Below are 15,061 nucleotides of genomic sequence, written 5' to 3' on the forward strand. Positions count from 1 at the left end.
GAGCGGAGCACGGGTGTTTCGGCGAGGCAAGGGCATCGAGCTCAAGTCGACCGGTGAGATCGAGGCCATGCGGGCGGCCGGCCTGGTCGTCGCGAGCGCGCTCGCGGCGGTCTCCGCGAAGGCGGTGCCGGGCGCCAGCACCGGGGAACTCGACGAGATCGCCGAGCAGACCATCCGGGACGCGGGCGCGGTGCCGTCCTTCCAGGGCTACCACGGCTTCCCGGCGTCGATCTGCGCCTCGCTGAACGAGAAGATCGTGCACGGCATCCCGTCGAAGGCCGAGGTCCTGGCCGAGGGCGATCTGCTCTCGGTGGACTGCGGCGCCATCCTCGACGGCTGGCACGGGGACTCGGCGGTCACCCTGTCGATCGGCGCGGTCGGCGAGCGCGACCAGGCGCTGTCCGACGCGACGCGCGCCGCGATGTGGGCCGGGTTGCAGAAGGCCCAGGCCGGCAACCACCTCACCGACATCTCGCACGCCGTGCAGACGGCCGCCCAAGCGGCGGGCCGAGCGGACGGCATCGAGTACGGGATCATCGAGGAGTACGGCGGGCACGGCATCGGCACCCAGATGCACATGGAGCCGTTCCTGCCGAACCTCGGCAAGCCGGGGCGCGGCCCGAAGCTGCGAGTCGGGATGGCCCTGGCGGTCGAGCCGATGCTCGCGCTGGGCTCCGCGGAGACCGAGGAGCTCGCCGACGAGTGGACCGTGGTCACCGCCGACGGTTCCCGCTCGGCCCACTGGGAGCACACCGTCGCGATCACCGAGGACGGCCCCTGGGTGCTCACCGCCCCGGAGAGCTGATCGGTCCGGAAGACGGTTCGCCGCCACGACCGAGACGCGCCGCGGAGCCCGCTGGGCCCCGCGGCGCAGTGCTGTCCGGGACCTAGCGCCGGGGTCGGCGGCACACGTAGACCCGGGCGGGCGGGACGTTGCGCCACACCGTGCTGCGGGGCAGCACCTCCTCGAAGGTCTCCCGCAGCAACCCGGTGAACGCGATCGTGTTCGCCCGCCACAGCGTCGTCACGTAGGTGACCGTGGTGAACACGCCGTCCTCGGTCAGCACCTCGGAGACCTGGTCGAGCAGCGCGCGCTGCTGGTCGACGGGCAGCAGCGTCCAGGGGATGCTGCTGATCACCGCGTTCACCCGGTGGCGGCCCGCCGCTTCGAGCAGCTCGGGGAGGTGGCGGGCGTCGCCGTGCACGACCTCCAGCCACGGCTTCGTCGAGTTCAGGTACCGCACCATCTCCGGGTCGATCTCGACGGCGAGATGATCCGCCTCGTCCGGGAGTCGTTCGCGCAGCGCCCCGCTGAGGGCCCCGGTGCCGGGGCCGAGCTCGAGCACGGTGGGAGACCCGGTGGTGGGCACGACCTCCGCGACCGCTCTCGCCACGTGCGCCGAGGTGGGCAGCACGGCACCCACGGTCCCGGGCTGCCGCACTGCGCGGGTGACGAAGGTGCGGTACTCCCGCAACTTGGCTTGCATGTTCACGCGGCGCTCCTGGATCGGTCGGGGGTGTGGTGCTGGCACGGTAGCGACCCGGGAGCGGAGCCCGGGCCGCCCCGACGCGTCCTGGGGGAAATACCCGGAGTCGATCACCCGATGGTTCGGTCCAGGGGGCGGCGGCAGATGTAGTGCAGGATCGGGGGGAGGTTCCGCCAGGTGGTGAGGGTGAGGACTTCGTCGAACGTCTCCTCCAGCCGCTTGCGGAACCGCCTGCCGCCGGAGCTGCGCTCGGCGGACACGTAGGTCAGCGCGGTGAACGCCCCCCGCGGGGCGAGCGCCTTGACGACCTCGTCGAGGATCCGCGCCTGGTCGGGGTCGTCGAGCAGCGACCACGGGATGCTGCTGATCACCGCGTCCACCTGGTCGACGCCCCGCTCCGCCAGCAGCGGGACCAGGTCGCCCGCGTCGCCGTGCACGACCTCCATCCAGGGGGCGTTCTCGCGCAGGTGCGCGACCATCTCGTCGACGAGCTCGATGCCGATGTGCCGGGCCCCGGCGGGCAGCCGCTCCCGGATCCCGCTGCTGAGCGAGCCCGTGCCGGGGCCCAGTTCCAGGACCACCGGCGCGCCCGTGGTCGGCACCACCTGCGCGACGGTCGCCGCGACGGCGGCCGAGGTCGGGGTGGCGGCGCCGACCTCGCGCGGGTTGCGCACGGCACCGGTGAAGAACGTGCGGTACTCGCCGAGCCTTCTCGCCGGGTTCCGGGGCGTGGATGCGTGGTGCTGTTGGGCGGTCACTGCTCTCCTCGAAGCGCGGATGTCGGTTCGGGGACCGCCGGTGCTCCTGAGCCGGGGCAGGGCCGCTCGCGCCGGTACCCGGCGGAGCGGGGTGGTGCCCGGTCGCCGGAGTTCCAGCAGCCGCGCCGGTCGACGTCGTCGTCGTTCCGGCGGATGAGATCGAACGTAGACAGCCCGCGAGCGGGACCGCAACCGCCCGAGAGGGCGTGGCGGGGGCGCCGAGGGCCTGGTAGCGGACCGTGCCCGGACGCGCGCGGGGGGTCGGATCCCGGGCCCGCCGTGGTACCGGATCCCTCGGCGGGCCGCCGACCAGGGATGTTGCCGAGGCCCCGGGTGAGGGGCGGAAGCGGTGGCGCGTACAGTGGAGCAACGGCGCACTCGTCGCGCCGGTTCGTCGTGCCTCGTGCTCGCGGGCGAACACCGGGGGTTCCGCTCAGGATCCGCCGGTCGGATCCCGCAGGCACCTCGCGGCTGTCAGCCGGAGGCCGTGCCGGATCGGTTCGAGCGCGTCCGCCACGGCTCCCGGGTGAAGTCTCCGGGGCACGTGGGCGAAGGCGCAAGCCTTAACAACCGTCACCGTCACGAAACGCGGAGGACATGGGCAAAAAAGACGGGGCCATTGAGGTCGAGGGTCGCGTGATCGAGCCGCTCCCCAACGCGATGTTCCGCGTCGAGTTGGAGAACGGGCACAAGGTCCTCGCGCACATCAGTGGCAAGATGCGTCAGCACTACATCCGCATCCTGCCCGAGGACCGGGTCGTCGTGGAGCTCTCGCCCTACGACCTTTCCCGTGGGCGCATCGTCTACCGCTACAAGTGACCTCCACGGTGTCCGGGAGACCCGGGCACGCGTCCGAGCAGGAGAGCACGACCGTGAAGGTCCAGCCGAGTGTGAAGAGAATCTGCGACAAGTGCCAGGTCATCCGCCGTCACGGGCGGGTTCTGGTCATTTGCGACAACCAGCGCCACAAGCAGCGCCAGGGCTGATCGCTCCCGTCGCGGACGGATAGCTGACAAAGACAACCCAAGGGAACTCCCCTGACCTGCTGGCTCGTGAGTGAGCCGGTCCACCTCCGGTTCCAGGCCGGGGCTCCGCACCGGATCCGGTGCGGGGGTGGCAGGGGCTGCAGACCTGGAACGACACGAAGGAGACCTGCCGCAATGGCACGGATCACCGGTGTCGACCTCCCGCGCGACAAGCGCATGGAGGTCGCGCTGACCTACATCTTCGGGATCGGCCGCAGCCGCTCCCAGGAGATCCTGAAGGCGACGGAGATTTCCTTCGACGCCCGCGCCAAGGATCTCACCGATGAAGAGCTCGCCAAGCTGCGCGACTTCATCGAGAACCACTACCGGGTCGAGGGTGACCTGCGCCGCGAGGTCGCGGCCGACATCCGCCGGAAGATCGAGATCGGTTGCTACGAGGGGACGCGGCACCGCCGCCACCTCCCGTTGAACGGGCAGCGGACGAAGACCAACGCCCGTACCCGCAAGGGGCCGAAGAAGACGGTCGCCGGCAAGAAGAAGGCCGGGAAGAAGTAAGCCTCGCTAGGAGACCACTACCGCTATGCCACCCAAGTCTCGCACCGGCGCCGTCAAGAAGGTGCGGCGCAAGGAAAAGAAGAATGTCGCGCACGGACAGGCGCACATCAAGAGCACCTTCAACAACACCATCGTGTCCATCACGGACCCGACCGGTGCGGTGATCAGCTGGGCCTCCGCGGGCCACGTCGGGTTCAAGGGCTCTCGCAAGTCCACCCCGTACGCCGCGCAGATGGCCGCTGAGAACGCCGCCCGCAAGGCCGCGGAGCACGGCATGAAGAAGGTCGACGTCTTCGTGAAGGGCCCGGGCTCGGGCCGCGAGACGGCGATCCGCTCGCTGCAGGCCGCCGGCCTCGAGGTCGGCACGATCCAGGACGTGACCCCGCAGCCGCACAACGGCTGCCGGCCGCCCAAGCGGCGCCGGGTCTGATCGCGGGAGAGGAGTAGAAGAAGATGGCACGTTACACCGGTCCCGCGACCCGCAAATCCCGCCGTCTCAAGGTTGACCTCATCGGTGGGGACCAGGCGTTCGAGCGCCGCCCGTACCCGCCGGGGCAGCACGGCCGCGCGCGCATCAAGGAAACCGAGTACCTGCTGCAGCTCCAGGAGAAGCAGAAGGCCCGGTTCACCTACGGCATCCTGGAGCGGCAGTTCCGCTCCTACTACGAGGAAGCCAACCGCCGCACCGGCCGTACCGGCGAGAACCTCCTGCAGCTGCTGGAGTCGCGCCTGGACAACGTCATCTACCGGTCGGGCCTGGCCCGCACCCGGCGGATGGCCCGCCAGCTGGTCAGCCACGGGCACTTCCTCGTGAACGGCACCAAGGTGGACGTTCCGAGCTTCCAGGTCTCGAAGTTCGACATCATCGACGTCAAGCCGAAGTCGGTGGGCACCACTCCGTTCATCATCGCCAAGGAGACCGTGGGCGAGCGCCCGGTCCCGGCGTGGTTGCAGGTCGTGCCGTCGAACCTCCGCGTCCTGGTGCACCAGCTCCCGGAGCGCGCGCAGATCGACACCCCGGTCACCGAGCAGCTCATCGTCGAGTTCTACTCGAAGTGATGCTTCCCGCCGGCGGCCCGACCAGGTCGCCGGCGGTGGCCGTCCGGGCGGCGGAGCCGGATTCCGCCGTCCGCCCGCGGTCCGCCGCGGGCAGCCATTCCATCGACGTCAAATAGCGGGCGTCGTGAGGCAAAGGAAATTCACATGCTCATCTCCCAGCGACCCTCACTGGCCGAAGAGGCCGTGACCGAGACCCGCTCCCGGTTCGTCATCGAGCCGCTGGAGCCCGGCTTCGGGTACACCCTCGGCAACTCGCTGCGCCGGACCCTGCTGTCCTCCATCCCCGGTGCGGCCGTCACCAGCCTTCGGATCGACGGTGTGCTGCACGAGTTCACCACCATCCCGGGCGTGAAGGAGGACGTCACCGACGTCATCCTGAACCTCAAGGAGCTCGTCACGAGCTCCGAGGAGGACGAGCCGGTCACGATGTACCTGCGCAAGCAGGGCCCCGGTGAGGTCACCGCGGCCGACATCGTGCCGCCGGCCGGGGTCACCGTGCACAACCCGGACCTGCACATCGCCACGCTCAACGGCAAGGGCAAGCTGGAGATCGAGCTCGTCGTCGAGCGCGGTCGCGGCTACGTCCCGGCGGTGCAGAACAAGCAGACGGGTGCCGAGATCGGCCGCATCCCGGTCGACTCGATCTACTCGCCGGTGCTGAAGGTGACGTACAAGGTCGAGGCGACCCGCGTCGAGCAGCGCACCGACTTCGACAAGCTGATCCTGGACGTCGAGACCAAGCCGTCGATCACCCCGCGCGACGCGGTGGCCTCGGCCGGTCGGACGCTGGTGGAGCTGTTCGGGTTGGCGCGCGAGCTCAACGTCGACGCCGAGGGCATCGAGATCGGGCCGTCGCCGGCGGAGGCCGACACCATCGCGGCCTACGCGATGCCGATCGAGGACCTGGACCTGACGGTGCGCTCCTACAACTGCCTCAAGCGGGAGGGGATCCACACCGTCGGCGAGCTGGTGTCGCGCAGCGAGGCGGACCTGCTGGACATTCGCAACTTCGGTGCGAAGTCCATCGACGAGGTCAAGCTGAAGCTGGTGGGCCTGGGCCTGTCCCTCAAGGACAGCCCGCCCGGGTTCGACCCGTCCGCGGCTGCCGCCGAGTACGCCTCGGAGGGCTGGTCCGCGGACGACGACACCCCGCTGGGCTCCCTGTCGGTGGCCGAGGACAACGGCTACGACGACGGTCAGGACTACGCGGAGACAGAGCAGCTGTAGCTGTGTTGCGCGGGAGGGCCACCCGATCCGCGCCTTGAGAGGAGCAAGCGATGCCCACCCCCACCAAGGGAGCGCGTCTCGGCGGGTCGCCGGCGCACGAGCGGCTGATGCTGGCCAACCTGGCCACATCGCTGTTCGAGCACGGCAAGATCACGACGACCGAGGCGAAGGCGAAGCGGCTGCGTCCGCTCGCCGAGCGCCTGATCACGAAGGCCAAGAAGGGCGACCTGCACAACCGTCGCGAGGTCATGAAGACCATCCGCGACAAGGACGTCGTGCACAAGCTCTTCGCCGAGATCGGTCCGCACTTCGCGGAGCGGCCGGGCGGTTACACCCGGATCATCAAGGCGATGCCGCGTCGCGGTGACAGCGCCAAGATGGCCGTGATCGCCCTGGTGACGGAGAAGACCGTCACCTCCGAGGCGGAAGCCGCTCGCGGCACCAAGTTCGCCAAGGACGCCGAGCCCGCCGAGGAGACCCCGGCCGAGGAGACCCCCGCGGTCGAGGCCGAGGCCACCGAGGCGAAGGCGGACGAGGCCAAGGCCGACGACGCCCCCGAGGCGAAGGCCGAGGAGGCCGAGAAGAAGGACGAGTCCTGATTCCGGCTGCTGACGCTGCGAACGAGCCCGTCGCTCCCTCCGGGGAGGGCGGGCTCGTTCGTCTTCGCCTGGGCGTCTCCTACGAGGGCACGGACTTCTCCGGCTGGGCCAAGCAGCCCGGCAGGAGGACGGTGCAGGGACTGCTGGAGGACGCGCTCGCCAAGCAGCCGCCCGGCCGGGAGATCCCGCGCTCGGTCGTCGTCGCGGGCCGCACGGACGCCGGGGTGCACGCGGAGGGCCAGGTGGTGCACCTGGACGTGGTGCCCTTCGACCCCGCCGCGCCCGGTCGGCTGCCGGTGGACGAGCACGGCGTCCCGGACCTGGAGCGGATGCGGCACCGGTGGAACCGGATCTTGCCCGGCGACGTGCGGGTGCTGGCCGCCTCGGTGGCCCCGGAGGGCTTCGACGCGCGGTTCTCCGCGCTGCGGCGGCACTACCGCTACCAGGTCTCCGACGCCCCGTGGGGCGTCGATCCGCTGCGGCGGCGGGACACCCTGGCCTGGAACCGGCCGGTGGACGTGAGCGCGCTGAACACGGCCTCGCGGGAGCTGCTGGGGCTGCGGGACTTCGCCGCGTTCTGCAAGCCGCGCGAGGGCGCGACGACGGTGCGCGAGTTGCAGCGCTTCGAGTGGGAGCGGGTCGCCGAGCACCTGGTGGTGGCCCGGGTGAGCGCGGACGCCTTCTGTCACTCGATGGTGCGCAGCCTGGTGGGCGCCCTGCTGCTGGTCGGCGACGGGCGGCGGGGCCGGGCCTGGCCCGCCGAGCTCGCGGGTTCGACCGAGCGCACCAGCGCCGTCGCCCCCGCCCACGGCCTCAGCCTCGTCGGGGTGGACTACCCGGACGACGCCGAGCTGGCCGCCCGGGCGGAGAGCACCCGGGCCCTCCGCTCCCTCTGAGGTCCCGCGGCTCCCGGGATCAGGAGCGGCGGAGGGCGTCGCGGAGAGAGGTGCGGGCGCCGGACCGGAGGACGGCCCCGGCGTAGACGCGGCCGCCGACGCGGATCAGGACCGCCAGCGCGACCAGATCGAGCAGCACGGCCAGCGCGGCCTCCCAGGGCGCGGCGACGCCGAGCGCGGTGCGCATCGGCATCAGCACCGGGGAGAAGCCGGGAACCAGCGACAGCGCCGCGCCGACCGGGCTCTCGGGATCGGACGGCAGCAGGCTCACCCCGACGACGAACGGCACCACCAACGCCATGATCACCGGCGTGACCACGCCCTGCAGGTCCTCCTGCCGGGAGACCAGGGAGGCCGCCGCCGCGAGCACCGTGGCGTAGAGGGCGAAGCCGAGCAGGAACCACACCAGCGTCCACAGCGCGGTGCCCAGCAGCGCGGACGAGGGCAGCGCGAGCGCTCCGGTGCCGACGGCGGCGAGCATCCCGATCCCGCCGACCAGCGCGAACTGCACCAGCCCCGCCAGCCCGATGCCGAGGACCTTGCCCGCGAGCAGCTGGGCGGGTCGGATCGTGGAGAGCAGGATCTCCACCACGCGGCTGGTCTTCTCCTCCACCACGCCCTGCGCCACGGCCTGCCCGAAGGAGATCAGGAAGAAGTAGAGGACCGCTCCCGCGCCGATGGCCACCCCGAGCCGCTGGCCGCGCTGCGGGTCGGCCGGTTCCAGGCTCCGCACCTGCACGTGCGCGCCCGCGAGGACCGCGTGCACCTCGGCGGGTTCGAGGCCGGCCATCGCGAGCTCGGCGTCCAGGGCCTGCTGGCGCACCACCTCGTCCAGCGCGGTCCGGATCCGCGGGGGCGGGGTGTCGCGCACCACCAGGTTCAGCGCGTCGGGAGCCCCGGTGACCAGCGCGTTCAGCTCGCCGTCGGCGAGCAGTCGTTCCCCGGTGGCCTGGTCCGGGACCTGGCTGGTGCGGACCTCGGTGCCGAGCCGGGTGGCGGTGCTCTCGAAGGGGGTGGCGATCGCGTTGGCCTGCCCGGTGAAGCCGACCTCGGCCGTGCGGCCCTGCTGCCCGATGAACAGCACCAGCGCGGCGTAGCCGACGAGGACGGCCAGGATCGCCCCGGTGCTGATCAGGAAGGACCGGGTGCGGATGCGGGTGGTGACCTCGCGGCGGGCGACGGTCCACACGGTGCGGGCGGGGCTCACGCGGTGCCCTCCTCGGTGACGGCGGTGCGGAACAGGTCGGTGAGGTCGGGGCGCTCGCGGCGGAACTCGTGCACCGGGCCGGTCGCCAGCGCGGCGCGGAGCACGGCCTGATCGTCGGCGCCCTCGGCGAGTTCGAGGACGGTGCGCCCTTCCCGCAGCGACAGCACGCGGGCCTCGGGCAGCCCGTCGGCCCAGTTCGCGGGCGCCAGCGGCGCGTGCACCCGCAGCCGCGCGGGCCCGCGCCGGCGCAGCTCGTCGACGGTGCCGCACGCGACCAGCGAACCCGCCGCGACGATCCCGACCCGGTCGCAGAGCCGCTGCACCAGGTCGAGCTGGTGGCTGGAGAACAGCACCGGGATGCCCCGGTCCCGGGTCTCGCGCAGCACGTCGCTCATCACGCCGACCGCGACCGGGTCCAGCCCGGAGAACGGTTCGTCGAGCACCAGCACCTCGGGATCGTGCACCAGCGCGGCGGCGAGCTGGACGCGCTGCTGGTTGCCGAGGCTGAGCCGCTGCACCTGTTCGTCGCGGCGTTCCCCCAGCCCGAGCCGGTCGGTCCAGCGGACGGCTGCCTCGCGGGCCCGCTGTCGGCTCATGCCGTGCAGCTCACCGAGGTAGGCGAGCTGGTCGCCGACCTTCATCTTGGGGTAGAGGCCGCGCTCTTCCGGCATGTAGCCGAAGCGCCTGCGGGCGGCGAGGTCCAGCGGGGCGCCGCCGAAGCGGACCTCGCCGGAGTCGGCGGCGAGCACCCCCAGCGCGATGCGCATCGTGGTGGTCTTGCCCGCGCCGTTGCTGCCGACGAAGCCGAACAGCTCGCCGCGCGCCACGGTGAACGTCATGTCCCGCAGGGCGGTGGTCCGCCCGTAGCGCTTGGAGACTCGATCGATCTCCAGGCCGCTGTCCATCGCGACGCCTCCTCCGGTGGTCCGCTCCGGGGTCATCGTGCCCGATGAGCGCGGGGCGCCGGGCCGGGGTGGTGCTCGGGGCCGGGTGGGACGGGTCACGCCCGCGCGTCAGTCGAGCAAGCCGCGCAGGGCCTTGTCGACGATCTCGGTGACGGCCGGGGCGGCGGCCTCCCTCAGGTCGCGGCGCGCGCCGAGGCCGCCGCGGCGGGCCAGCACGTCCTCGGGCTCCAGCGCGCCTTCGTGCCGCACCGCCCAGAGCACCTCGGCCGCGGTGAGCCCGGTGCCCTCCGCGACGGGTTCGGCGAGGTCGGCGTCCAGCTCGGCGAGCGCGGCGACCCGGGCGGCCTCGGTGCCGTACCGGGCGACGAGCCTGGCGGGCGCCTCGACCTGGTCGAGCCGGGCCCGGTCGGCGGCGCCGACCAGTGGCACGGCGGCCGTGCGGGACGGGCCGGCGGGCAGACCCGCGGCGCGCACGGCGGTGTCCACGGCCTCGGCGGCGCGCCGCCGGTAGCCCACGCGATCGCCGCCGACGACGGTCACCACTCCGTCCGGCGAGGCGCGCACCAGGTGCGCGCGGGACAGGTCGGGGAGCTTCCCGCCGGGTTCGTCCAGCGCCGGGCGCAGCGCGGCGGCCGAACCGAGCAGCTGCTCGGGGCCGAGCGGGGCCCCGAGCTCGGTGCGGACCGCCGCCAGCAGCTCGTCCACATCGGATTGCCCGGTCGCGGCCTCCGGCGCGGTGCGCGGGCCGAGGTGAGCGGTGGCGGGGAAGTGCGGCTCGTCGCCCGGCGGCAGCAGCGCGATCCCGCCGTCCACCGGCACCAGCGCGGTGCCGGTGATCCCGGCGGCTTCGGCGTCGACGAGGAGGTGCGACTCGCGGACCGCGCGCAGCCGGAACTCCGGCGCGAGCTCCCCGGCCCGCGCGCCGGTCGCGTTCACCACGGCCCGGGCGGACAGCCGCAGCGCCTCGCCGGTGCGCTCGTCGACGGCGTCCGCGCCGTCCCGGTCCAGGCCGACCGCGCGCACCCGGGTGAGCACCCGGGCGCCGAACCCGGCGGCGGTGCGGGCGAGCGCGACGACCAGCCGGACGTCGTCGACGAGCCGGGCGTCGTAGCTGAGCAGCCCGCCGCGCAGCCCCGAGGTGCGCAGGCCGGGGATGAGCGCGGCGGCCTCCACCGCCGGGACCCGGCGCGGTGCGGGCAGCAGCGCGGTCGGCGTGCGCGCGGCGCGCCGCAGCGCGTCCTCGGCGTGCGCGGCAGCGGTGCGGGCGGCTTCGGTGCGGCGGGACGTGCCCTCGCGCAGCGGGAGCAGCTGGGGCAGCGTGCGCACCAGGTGCGGTGCGGTGCGGGTGAGCAGCACCGCGCGTTCCGCCGCGCGCTCCCGGGCGCGGACGAGCTCGGCCGGTTCGAGGGCGCGCGGTCCGCCGCCGATCGGACCGGGCCAGCCCGCGTCGCTCTCGGCGAGGTCCCCTGCCTCCACCAGCGCCACCCGGAGCCCCCGGGAGGCGGCGTCCAGCGCCGCACCGGTGCCGGTGAGCCCGGCCCCGACCACGAGCAGGTCCAGCCGCTCCGCGGCGACCGCGTCCAGCTCGGTCTCGCGGCGGGCCGCGTTGAGCGAGGTGGCGCGCAGCGATCCTGCGGGCAGCGGAGTCGTGCTCATGGGGCCTCCGGGAAGGCTGGTCGGGTGGCGGGACGCAGCGCCGCGTCGAGCACGGCGGCCAGCTCCCGCCGCAGGGCGTCGGCGTCGGTGCCCGCCGTGGCGGGCCGGGCGGAGATCGTGAAGGACTGCGCGAGCAGCAGCAGCGTCCTGGCCTGCGCGGTGGCGTCGGTGCGGCGGACCGAGCCGTCGGCGTGACCCTCGGTGAGGTAGCCGAGCACGAAGCGCTCGGCGGTGACCTGGGCGCTGCCGAAGCGCTCCACGAGGTAGGGCAGCAGCAGTTCGGCATCGGTGTCGAGCACCCGGCGCAGCAGCGCCGAGCGCTGGAGCTGACGCACGGCTGCGGAGGCGGCCCGCACGAGCCGCTCGCGGGCGGTGCCGGTGCCCTCGTGCTCCCGCGCGCGGCGCAGCACCGCGGTGAGCTCGGCCGTGATCAGGGCGCTGACGAGGCCCGAGACGTCGGGGTAGCGGCGGTACAGCGTCATCCGGCTGATCCGGGCCCGCCGGGCGATCTCGGTGAGCGTCGTGCGCCGCACGCCGTGCGCGAGCACGCTGTCCCGCGCGGCCCGCAGGATCTCGGTGTCCTCGACGCGGTTGGGCGCGGTCCGGGACGGCAGTCCCGGCCAGCCCGCGGCGCTGTGACGTTGCGACGCCATGTGTAACACTGTACTGGTGAGCGAGTTGATCGACCACACCCTGCGCGGTGGCTGGACGGCCTCCGGGGCCGGTGCGGCCCCGCTGTCCGCCCATGCGCTGCGCTGGCTGTCCACCCGGCTCGGCCTCGGTGGCGAGACCACGCCGGCCGCCCCGCCCTCGCTGCTGGAGGTGCCGGCCAGCGCGCTGCCGGAACCAGCCCGCGCGGAGCTGGGGGAGCTGCTGGGCGAGCACCAGGTGCGGACCGACGACACCGCGCGGCTCGGCCGTGCCGGAGGTCTGTCCTACGTGGACCTGGTGCGCCGCCGCGACGGCGCGGACCTGGCGGTGCCGGACGCGGTGCTGCTGCCCGCGGATCCCGGGCAGGTGCAGCGGGTGCTGGAGGTCTGCGCGCGCCACGACGTCGCCGTGGTGCCCTTCGGCGGCGGGACCTCCGTCGTCGGCGGGGTCGCCGCGCTGCGCGGCGACAAACCGGCGGTGGTGGCGCTGGACCTGGCTCGCCTGGACCGGCTGGTGTCGGTGGACCCGGTGTCGAGGCTCGTGGTGCTGCAGGCCGGGGTCCGGGCGCCGGAGGCGGAATCCGAGCTGGCGGCGCACGGCTTCACCCTCGGGCACTTCCCGCAGTCGTTCGAGCGCGCGACCATCGGCGGGTTCGCCGCGACGCGCTCCGCGGGTCAGGCCTCCGCGGGTTACGGGCGGTTCGGGGACATGGTCGAAGGGGTGCGGGTGGCGACTCCGGCGGGGGAGTGGCGGCTCGGTTCCGGGCCCGCCTCGGCCGCCGGGCCCGACCTGCGGCAGCTCGCGATCGGCGGGGAAGGCGCGCTGGGCGTGATCACCGAGGTCGCGTTGCGGGTGCGGCCCAAGCCCGCCGAGCTGCGCTGCGAGGCGCTGGTGCTCGACGGGTGGCAGGCCGCCGCGGACGCCGTGCGCGCGCTGGCGCAGCACCGGGTGCTCGCCGATGTCACCCGGCTGTCCGATGTGGACGAGACGACGGCGCAGCTGGAGCTGGCGGGCGGGGTGAAGTCGCGGGCGCTGCGCACCCTGCTGCTGGGCAGCCGCATCGACGAGCCCTGCCTGCTGGTGCTCGGCTGGGAGGCGTCGAGCGCGGCGGAGCTCAAGCAGCGCCGCGCCGCGACGCTGCGCGCGCTCGGCGGGTTCCGCGCGCTGCGGCTGGGGCCGCGCGGCGGGGAGGCCTGGCAGGCCAACCGGTTCGCCGGCCCGCGCCAGCGGGACGCGCTGCTGGACCTCGGCGTGTGCGTGGAGACGCTGGAGACAGCGACGTGCTGGTCGCGGCTCAGCGAGCTGCGCTCGGCGGTGCGCGCGGCGCTGGTGCGCGAGCTGGAGCGCGACGGGCAGCCGCCGATCGTCATGTGCCACCTCGCGCACGCCTACGAGACGGGAGCTTCGCTGCACTTCACGGTGCTGGCGGCGCGCAGCGCGCAGGACCCGGTCGGGCAGTGGGAGCGGGCGAAGGCGGCCGCGACGGAGGCGATCACGCAGCGGGTGCCCGGTCACGAGCTGGGGCGCGGCACGCTCACCCACCAGCACGCCGTCGGCACCGAGCACCGGCCCTGGCTGGAGTCGGAGATCGGCGCCATCGGCACCTCGGTGCTCGCGGCCGTGAAGGGCGCGGTCGATCCCACCGGCATCCTCAACCCGGGCAAGCTCATCGGCTGACCGCCTCCCGGCCCCGGCGATCTCGCAGGGGCGCCGCGCAAGCCTCCCGAAGACGGGCCCGCGCTCCAGCGATCCCGGTCGCCCGAACGACGGCCCGGCGGCCGCCCCGGGAGCTGGGCGGAACTCCTGCCCCGGGCGCGGAGGGGTGCCGCGGTGGAGTCGGGCGGCCCGTCCGGTCGAGCGGACCGCCCGGTCCGGGGTCAGACGGTGACCAGCATCTTGCCGGTGTTCTCCCCGCGCAGGAGGCCGAAGAAGGCGTCCGGCGCGTTGCGCAGGCCCTCCACCACCGTCTCGGTGTAGCGCAACCGCCCGTCGCGGACCAGCGGCGCGACGTCGGTCTGGAAGCGCTCGCGCAGGTCGACGTGGTCGATCACGATGAAGCCGCGGATGTTGAGCCGCTTCTTCACGATCTGGAACATGTTCCGGGGGCCCGGCGTCGGGTCGGTGTCGTTGTAGACCGAGATCGCTCCGCAGGCCGCGATGCGCCCGAAGTCGTTGAGCTGGTCGATCGCCGCTTCCAGGTGGTCCCCGCCGACGTTGTCGAAGTACACGTCGATGCCGTCCGGCGCGGCCTGCGCGAGCTGCTCGGCGACGGGACCGTCCTTGTAGTTGAAGGCCGCGTCGAACCCGAGTTCCTCGGTGAGGTAGCGGACCTTCTCCGCCGAACCCGCGCTGCCGATGACCTTCGCGGCCCCGTTCTGCTTGGCGAGCTGGCCGACCAGCGAGCCCACCGCGCCTGCCGCGCCGGAGACGAAGACGGTGTCGCCCTCGCGGAACTTCGCGATCTCGAACAGGCCCACGTACGCGGTCATCCCGGGCATCCCGAGCACGCCCAGGTAGGCGTTCAGCGGGGCCGCGTCCGGGTCGACCGGGGCGGCGCGCTCGGCGTCGAGCGTCGCGTACTCGCGCCACCCGAGGCCGTGCAGCACGTGCTGGCCGACCTGGAACCGCGGTGAGTTCGAGGCGATGACCTCGCCGACCGCGCCTCCGTCGAGGGCCTTGCCGAGCTGGAACGGCGGCACGTAGGACTGGACGTCGTTCATCCGGCCGCGCATCGCCGGGTCCACGCTCATCACCTCGTTGCGGACCAGGATCTCGCCCTCGCCGGGGGCGGGCACCGGTGCCTCCGCGATCTCGAAGTTCTCCCTGACCGGGAAACCGTTCGGGCGGCTCGCGAGCCGGATCTCGACGCCGGTCTCCGGAAGTCCTTGGTTCGTCACGTCGGCCTCCATATGTGGAACTGGTTCGTATCGTAAATAGGGTGCACAGGTGGTTCGCCGACTCCATGATGGTGGCGCGCGACTACCCGTGCGCGACGACGGCGTCCCCTCCCCGCAACCAACCCACCGCGCGGATCATTCCCGGGACGCTGTCGCCGCCGAAGCGATCGGCAGGGGC

The 15,061-nt window shown here is 73.2% G+C and carries 17 protein-coding genes; 10 read left to right on the plus strand and 7 right to left on the minus strand.

The features are described 5' to 3' along the window. Positions 1-13 precede the first annotated feature (13 nt). Complete coding sequence (gene map / locus ACL03H_RS16955; protein ID WP_412812218.1) at positions 14-805, plus strand: type I methionyl aminopeptidase; 792 nt, start codon at positions 14-16, stop codon at positions 803-805. Between the two features lie 82 nt (positions 806-887). On the opposite strand, the gene ACL03H_RS16960 is transcribed toward map, so the two are convergent. Next, the gene (locus ACL03H_RS16960; RefSeq protein WP_412812303.1) at positions 888-1,487 is read right to left on the minus strand and encodes a class I SAM-dependent methyltransferase; all 600 of its coding nucleotides are present in this window, start codon (positions 1,485-1,487) and stop codon (positions 888-890) included. A gap of 110 nt (positions 1,488-1,597) precedes the next feature. After that, on the minus strand, positions 1,598-2,245 hold the full coding sequence (locus ACL03H_RS16965; protein ID WP_412812219.1) for a class I SAM-dependent methyltransferase: 648 nt from the start codon (positions 2,243-2,245) through the stop codon (positions 1,598-1,600). 597 nt (positions 2,246-2,842) lie between these two features. Between ACL03H_RS16965 and infA the strand changes: the two genes are divergently transcribed. The 8 genes from infA to truA all read left to right on the plus strand — a co-directional run bounded on the left by infA (position 2,843) and on the right by truA (position 7,567). Continuing rightward, positions 2,843-3,064, plus strand: coding sequence for a translation initiation factor IF-1 (gene infA / locus ACL03H_RS16970; RefSeq protein ID WP_009948665.1), 222 nt, complete (start codon positions 2,843-2,845; stop codon positions 3,062-3,064). A 53-nt stretch (positions 3,065-3,117) separates the two neighbouring features. Next, the gene (gene rpmJ, locus ACL03H_RS16975; RefSeq protein ID WP_009948666.1) at positions 3,118-3,231 is read left to right on the plus strand and encodes a 50S ribosomal protein L36; all 114 of its coding nucleotides are present in this window, start codon (positions 3,118-3,120) and stop codon (positions 3,229-3,231) included. A 174-nt stretch (positions 3,232-3,405) separates the two neighbouring features. Next, a complete protein-coding gene (gene rpsM, locus ACL03H_RS16980; RefSeq protein ID WP_412812220.1) occupies positions 3,406-3,786 on the plus strand; it encodes a 30S ribosomal protein S13 in 381 nt (126 codons plus the stop codon). Positions 3,787-3,811: 25 nt separating this feature from the next. Beyond that, positions 3,812-4,216, plus strand: coding sequence for a 30S ribosomal protein S11 (rpsK, locus tag ACL03H_RS16985; protein ID WP_224956627.1), 405 nt, complete (start codon positions 3,812-3,814; stop codon positions 4,214-4,216). Between the two features lie 23 nt (positions 4,217-4,239). After that, positions 4,240-4,845, plus strand: a complete 606-nt coding sequence (rpsD, locus tag ACL03H_RS16990; RefSeq protein WP_412812221.1) for a 30S ribosomal protein S4 — start codon at positions 4,240-4,242, stop codon at positions 4,843-4,845. 144 nt (positions 4,846-4,989) lie between these two features. Continuing rightward, complete coding sequence (locus ACL03H_RS16995) at positions 4,990-6,072, plus strand: DNA-directed RNA polymerase subunit alpha (protein WP_224956624.1); 1,083 nt, start codon at positions 4,990-4,992, stop codon at positions 6,070-6,072. A 50-nt stretch (positions 6,073-6,122) separates the two neighbouring features. Continuing rightward, positions 6,123-6,671: a 50S ribosomal protein L17 gene (rplQ, locus tag ACL03H_RS17000; RefSeq protein WP_412812222.1), complete on the plus strand. Its 549-nt coding sequence runs from the start codon at positions 6,123-6,125 to the stop codon at positions 6,669-6,671. A 68-nt stretch (positions 6,672-6,739) separates the two neighbouring features. Further along, complete coding sequence (gene truA, locus ACL03H_RS17005; RefSeq protein WP_412812304.1) at positions 6,740-7,567, plus strand: tRNA pseudouridine(38-40) synthase TruA; 828 nt, start codon at positions 6,740-6,742, stop codon at positions 7,565-7,567. A 19-nt stretch (positions 7,568-7,586) separates the two neighbouring features. On the opposite strand, the gene ACL03H_RS17010 is transcribed toward truA, so the two are convergent. The 4 genes from ACL03H_RS17010 to ACL03H_RS17025 all read right to left on the minus strand — a co-directional run bounded on the left by ACL03H_RS17010 (position 7,587) and on the right by ACL03H_RS17025 (position 11,988). Next, complete coding sequence (locus ACL03H_RS17010; RefSeq protein ID WP_412812223.1) at positions 7,587-8,774, minus strand: ABC transporter permease; 1,188 nt, start codon at positions 8,772-8,774, stop codon at positions 7,587-7,589. After that, a complete protein-coding gene (locus ACL03H_RS17015) occupies positions 8,771-9,679 on the minus strand; it encodes an ABC transporter ATP-binding protein (protein WP_412812224.1) in 909 nt (302 codons plus the stop codon). The genes ACL03H_RS17010 and ACL03H_RS17015 overlap by 4 nt, the downstream gene beginning before the upstream one ends. Positions 9,680-9,787: 108 nt before the next feature. Next, positions 9,788-11,335, minus strand: a complete 1,548-nt coding sequence (locus ACL03H_RS17020; RefSeq protein ID WP_412812225.1) for an FAD-dependent oxidoreductase — start codon at positions 11,333-11,335, stop codon at positions 9,788-9,790. Further along, positions 11,332-11,988, minus strand: a complete 657-nt coding sequence (locus tag ACL03H_RS17025) for a TetR/AcrR family transcriptional regulator (RefSeq protein WP_412812226.1) — start codon at positions 11,986-11,988, stop codon at positions 11,332-11,334. Before ACL03H_RS17025 ends, ACL03H_RS17020 begins: the two co-directional genes overlap by 4 nt. A gap of 16 nt (positions 11,989-12,004) precedes the next feature. Between ACL03H_RS17025 and ACL03H_RS17030 the strand changes: the two genes are divergently transcribed. Continuing rightward, a complete protein-coding gene (locus ACL03H_RS17030) occupies positions 12,005-13,663 on the plus strand; it encodes an FAD-binding oxidoreductase (protein ID WP_412812227.1) in 1,659 nt (552 codons plus the stop codon). Positions 13,664-13,863: 200 nt separating this feature from the next. On the opposite strand, the gene ACL03H_RS17035 is transcribed toward ACL03H_RS17030, so the two are convergent. Then, entirely contained in the window at positions 13,864-14,883 is a 1,020-nt protein-coding gene (locus ACL03H_RS17035; RefSeq protein WP_412812228.1) for an NADP-dependent oxidoreductase, read from the minus strand. Positions 14,884-15,061 lie beyond the last annotated feature (178 nt).

It is taken from the genome of Saccharopolyspora antibiotica (genome assembly GCF_047200635.1).
In the GTDB taxonomy this organism is placed as follows: domain Bacteria; phylum Actinomycetota; class Actinomycetes; order Mycobacteriales; family Pseudonocardiaceae; genus Saccharopolyspora_C.

Bases quoted from the DNA above. Each gene is read 5' to 3' on its own strand.
- infA (WP_009948665.1), top strand. From the start codon at position 2,843: ATGGGCAAAAAAGACGGGGCCATTGAGGTCGAGGGTCGCGTGATCGAG.
- ACL03H_RS17025 (WP_412812226.1), bottom strand. From the start codon at position 11,988: ATGGCGTCGCAACGTCACAGCGCCGCGGGCTGGCCGGGACTGCCGTCC.
- ACL03H_RS16960 (WP_412812303.1), bottom strand. From the start codon at position 1,487: ATGCAAGCCAAGTTGCGGGAGTACCGCACCTTCGTCACCCGCGCAGTG.
- rpsM (WP_412812220.1), top strand. From the start codon at position 3,406: ATGGCACGGATCACCGGTGTCGACCTCCCGCGCGACAAGCGCATGGAG.
- rplQ (WP_412812222.1), top strand. From the start codon at position 6,123: ATGCCCACCCCCACCAAGGGAGCGCGTCTCGGCGGGTCGCCGGCGCAC.
- ACL03H_RS16995 (WP_224956624.1), top strand. From the start codon at position 4,990: ATGCTCATCTCCCAGCGACCCTCACTGGCCGAAGAGGCCGTGACCGAG.
- ACL03H_RS17015 (WP_412812224.1), bottom strand. From the start codon at position 9,679: ATGGACAGCGGCCTGGAGATCGATCGAGTCTCCAAGCGCTACGGGCGG.
- ACL03H_RS17020 (WP_412812225.1), bottom strand. From the start codon at position 11,335: ATGAGCACGACTCCGCTGCCCGCAGGATCGCTGCGCGCCACCTCGCTC.
- rpsD (WP_412812221.1), top strand. From the start codon at position 4,240: ATGGCACGTTACACCGGTCCCGCGACCCGCAAATCCCGCCGTCTCAAG.
- rpsK (WP_224956627.1), top strand. From the start codon at position 3,812: ATGCCACCCAAGTCTCGCACCGGCGCCGTCAAGAAGGTGCGGCGCAAG.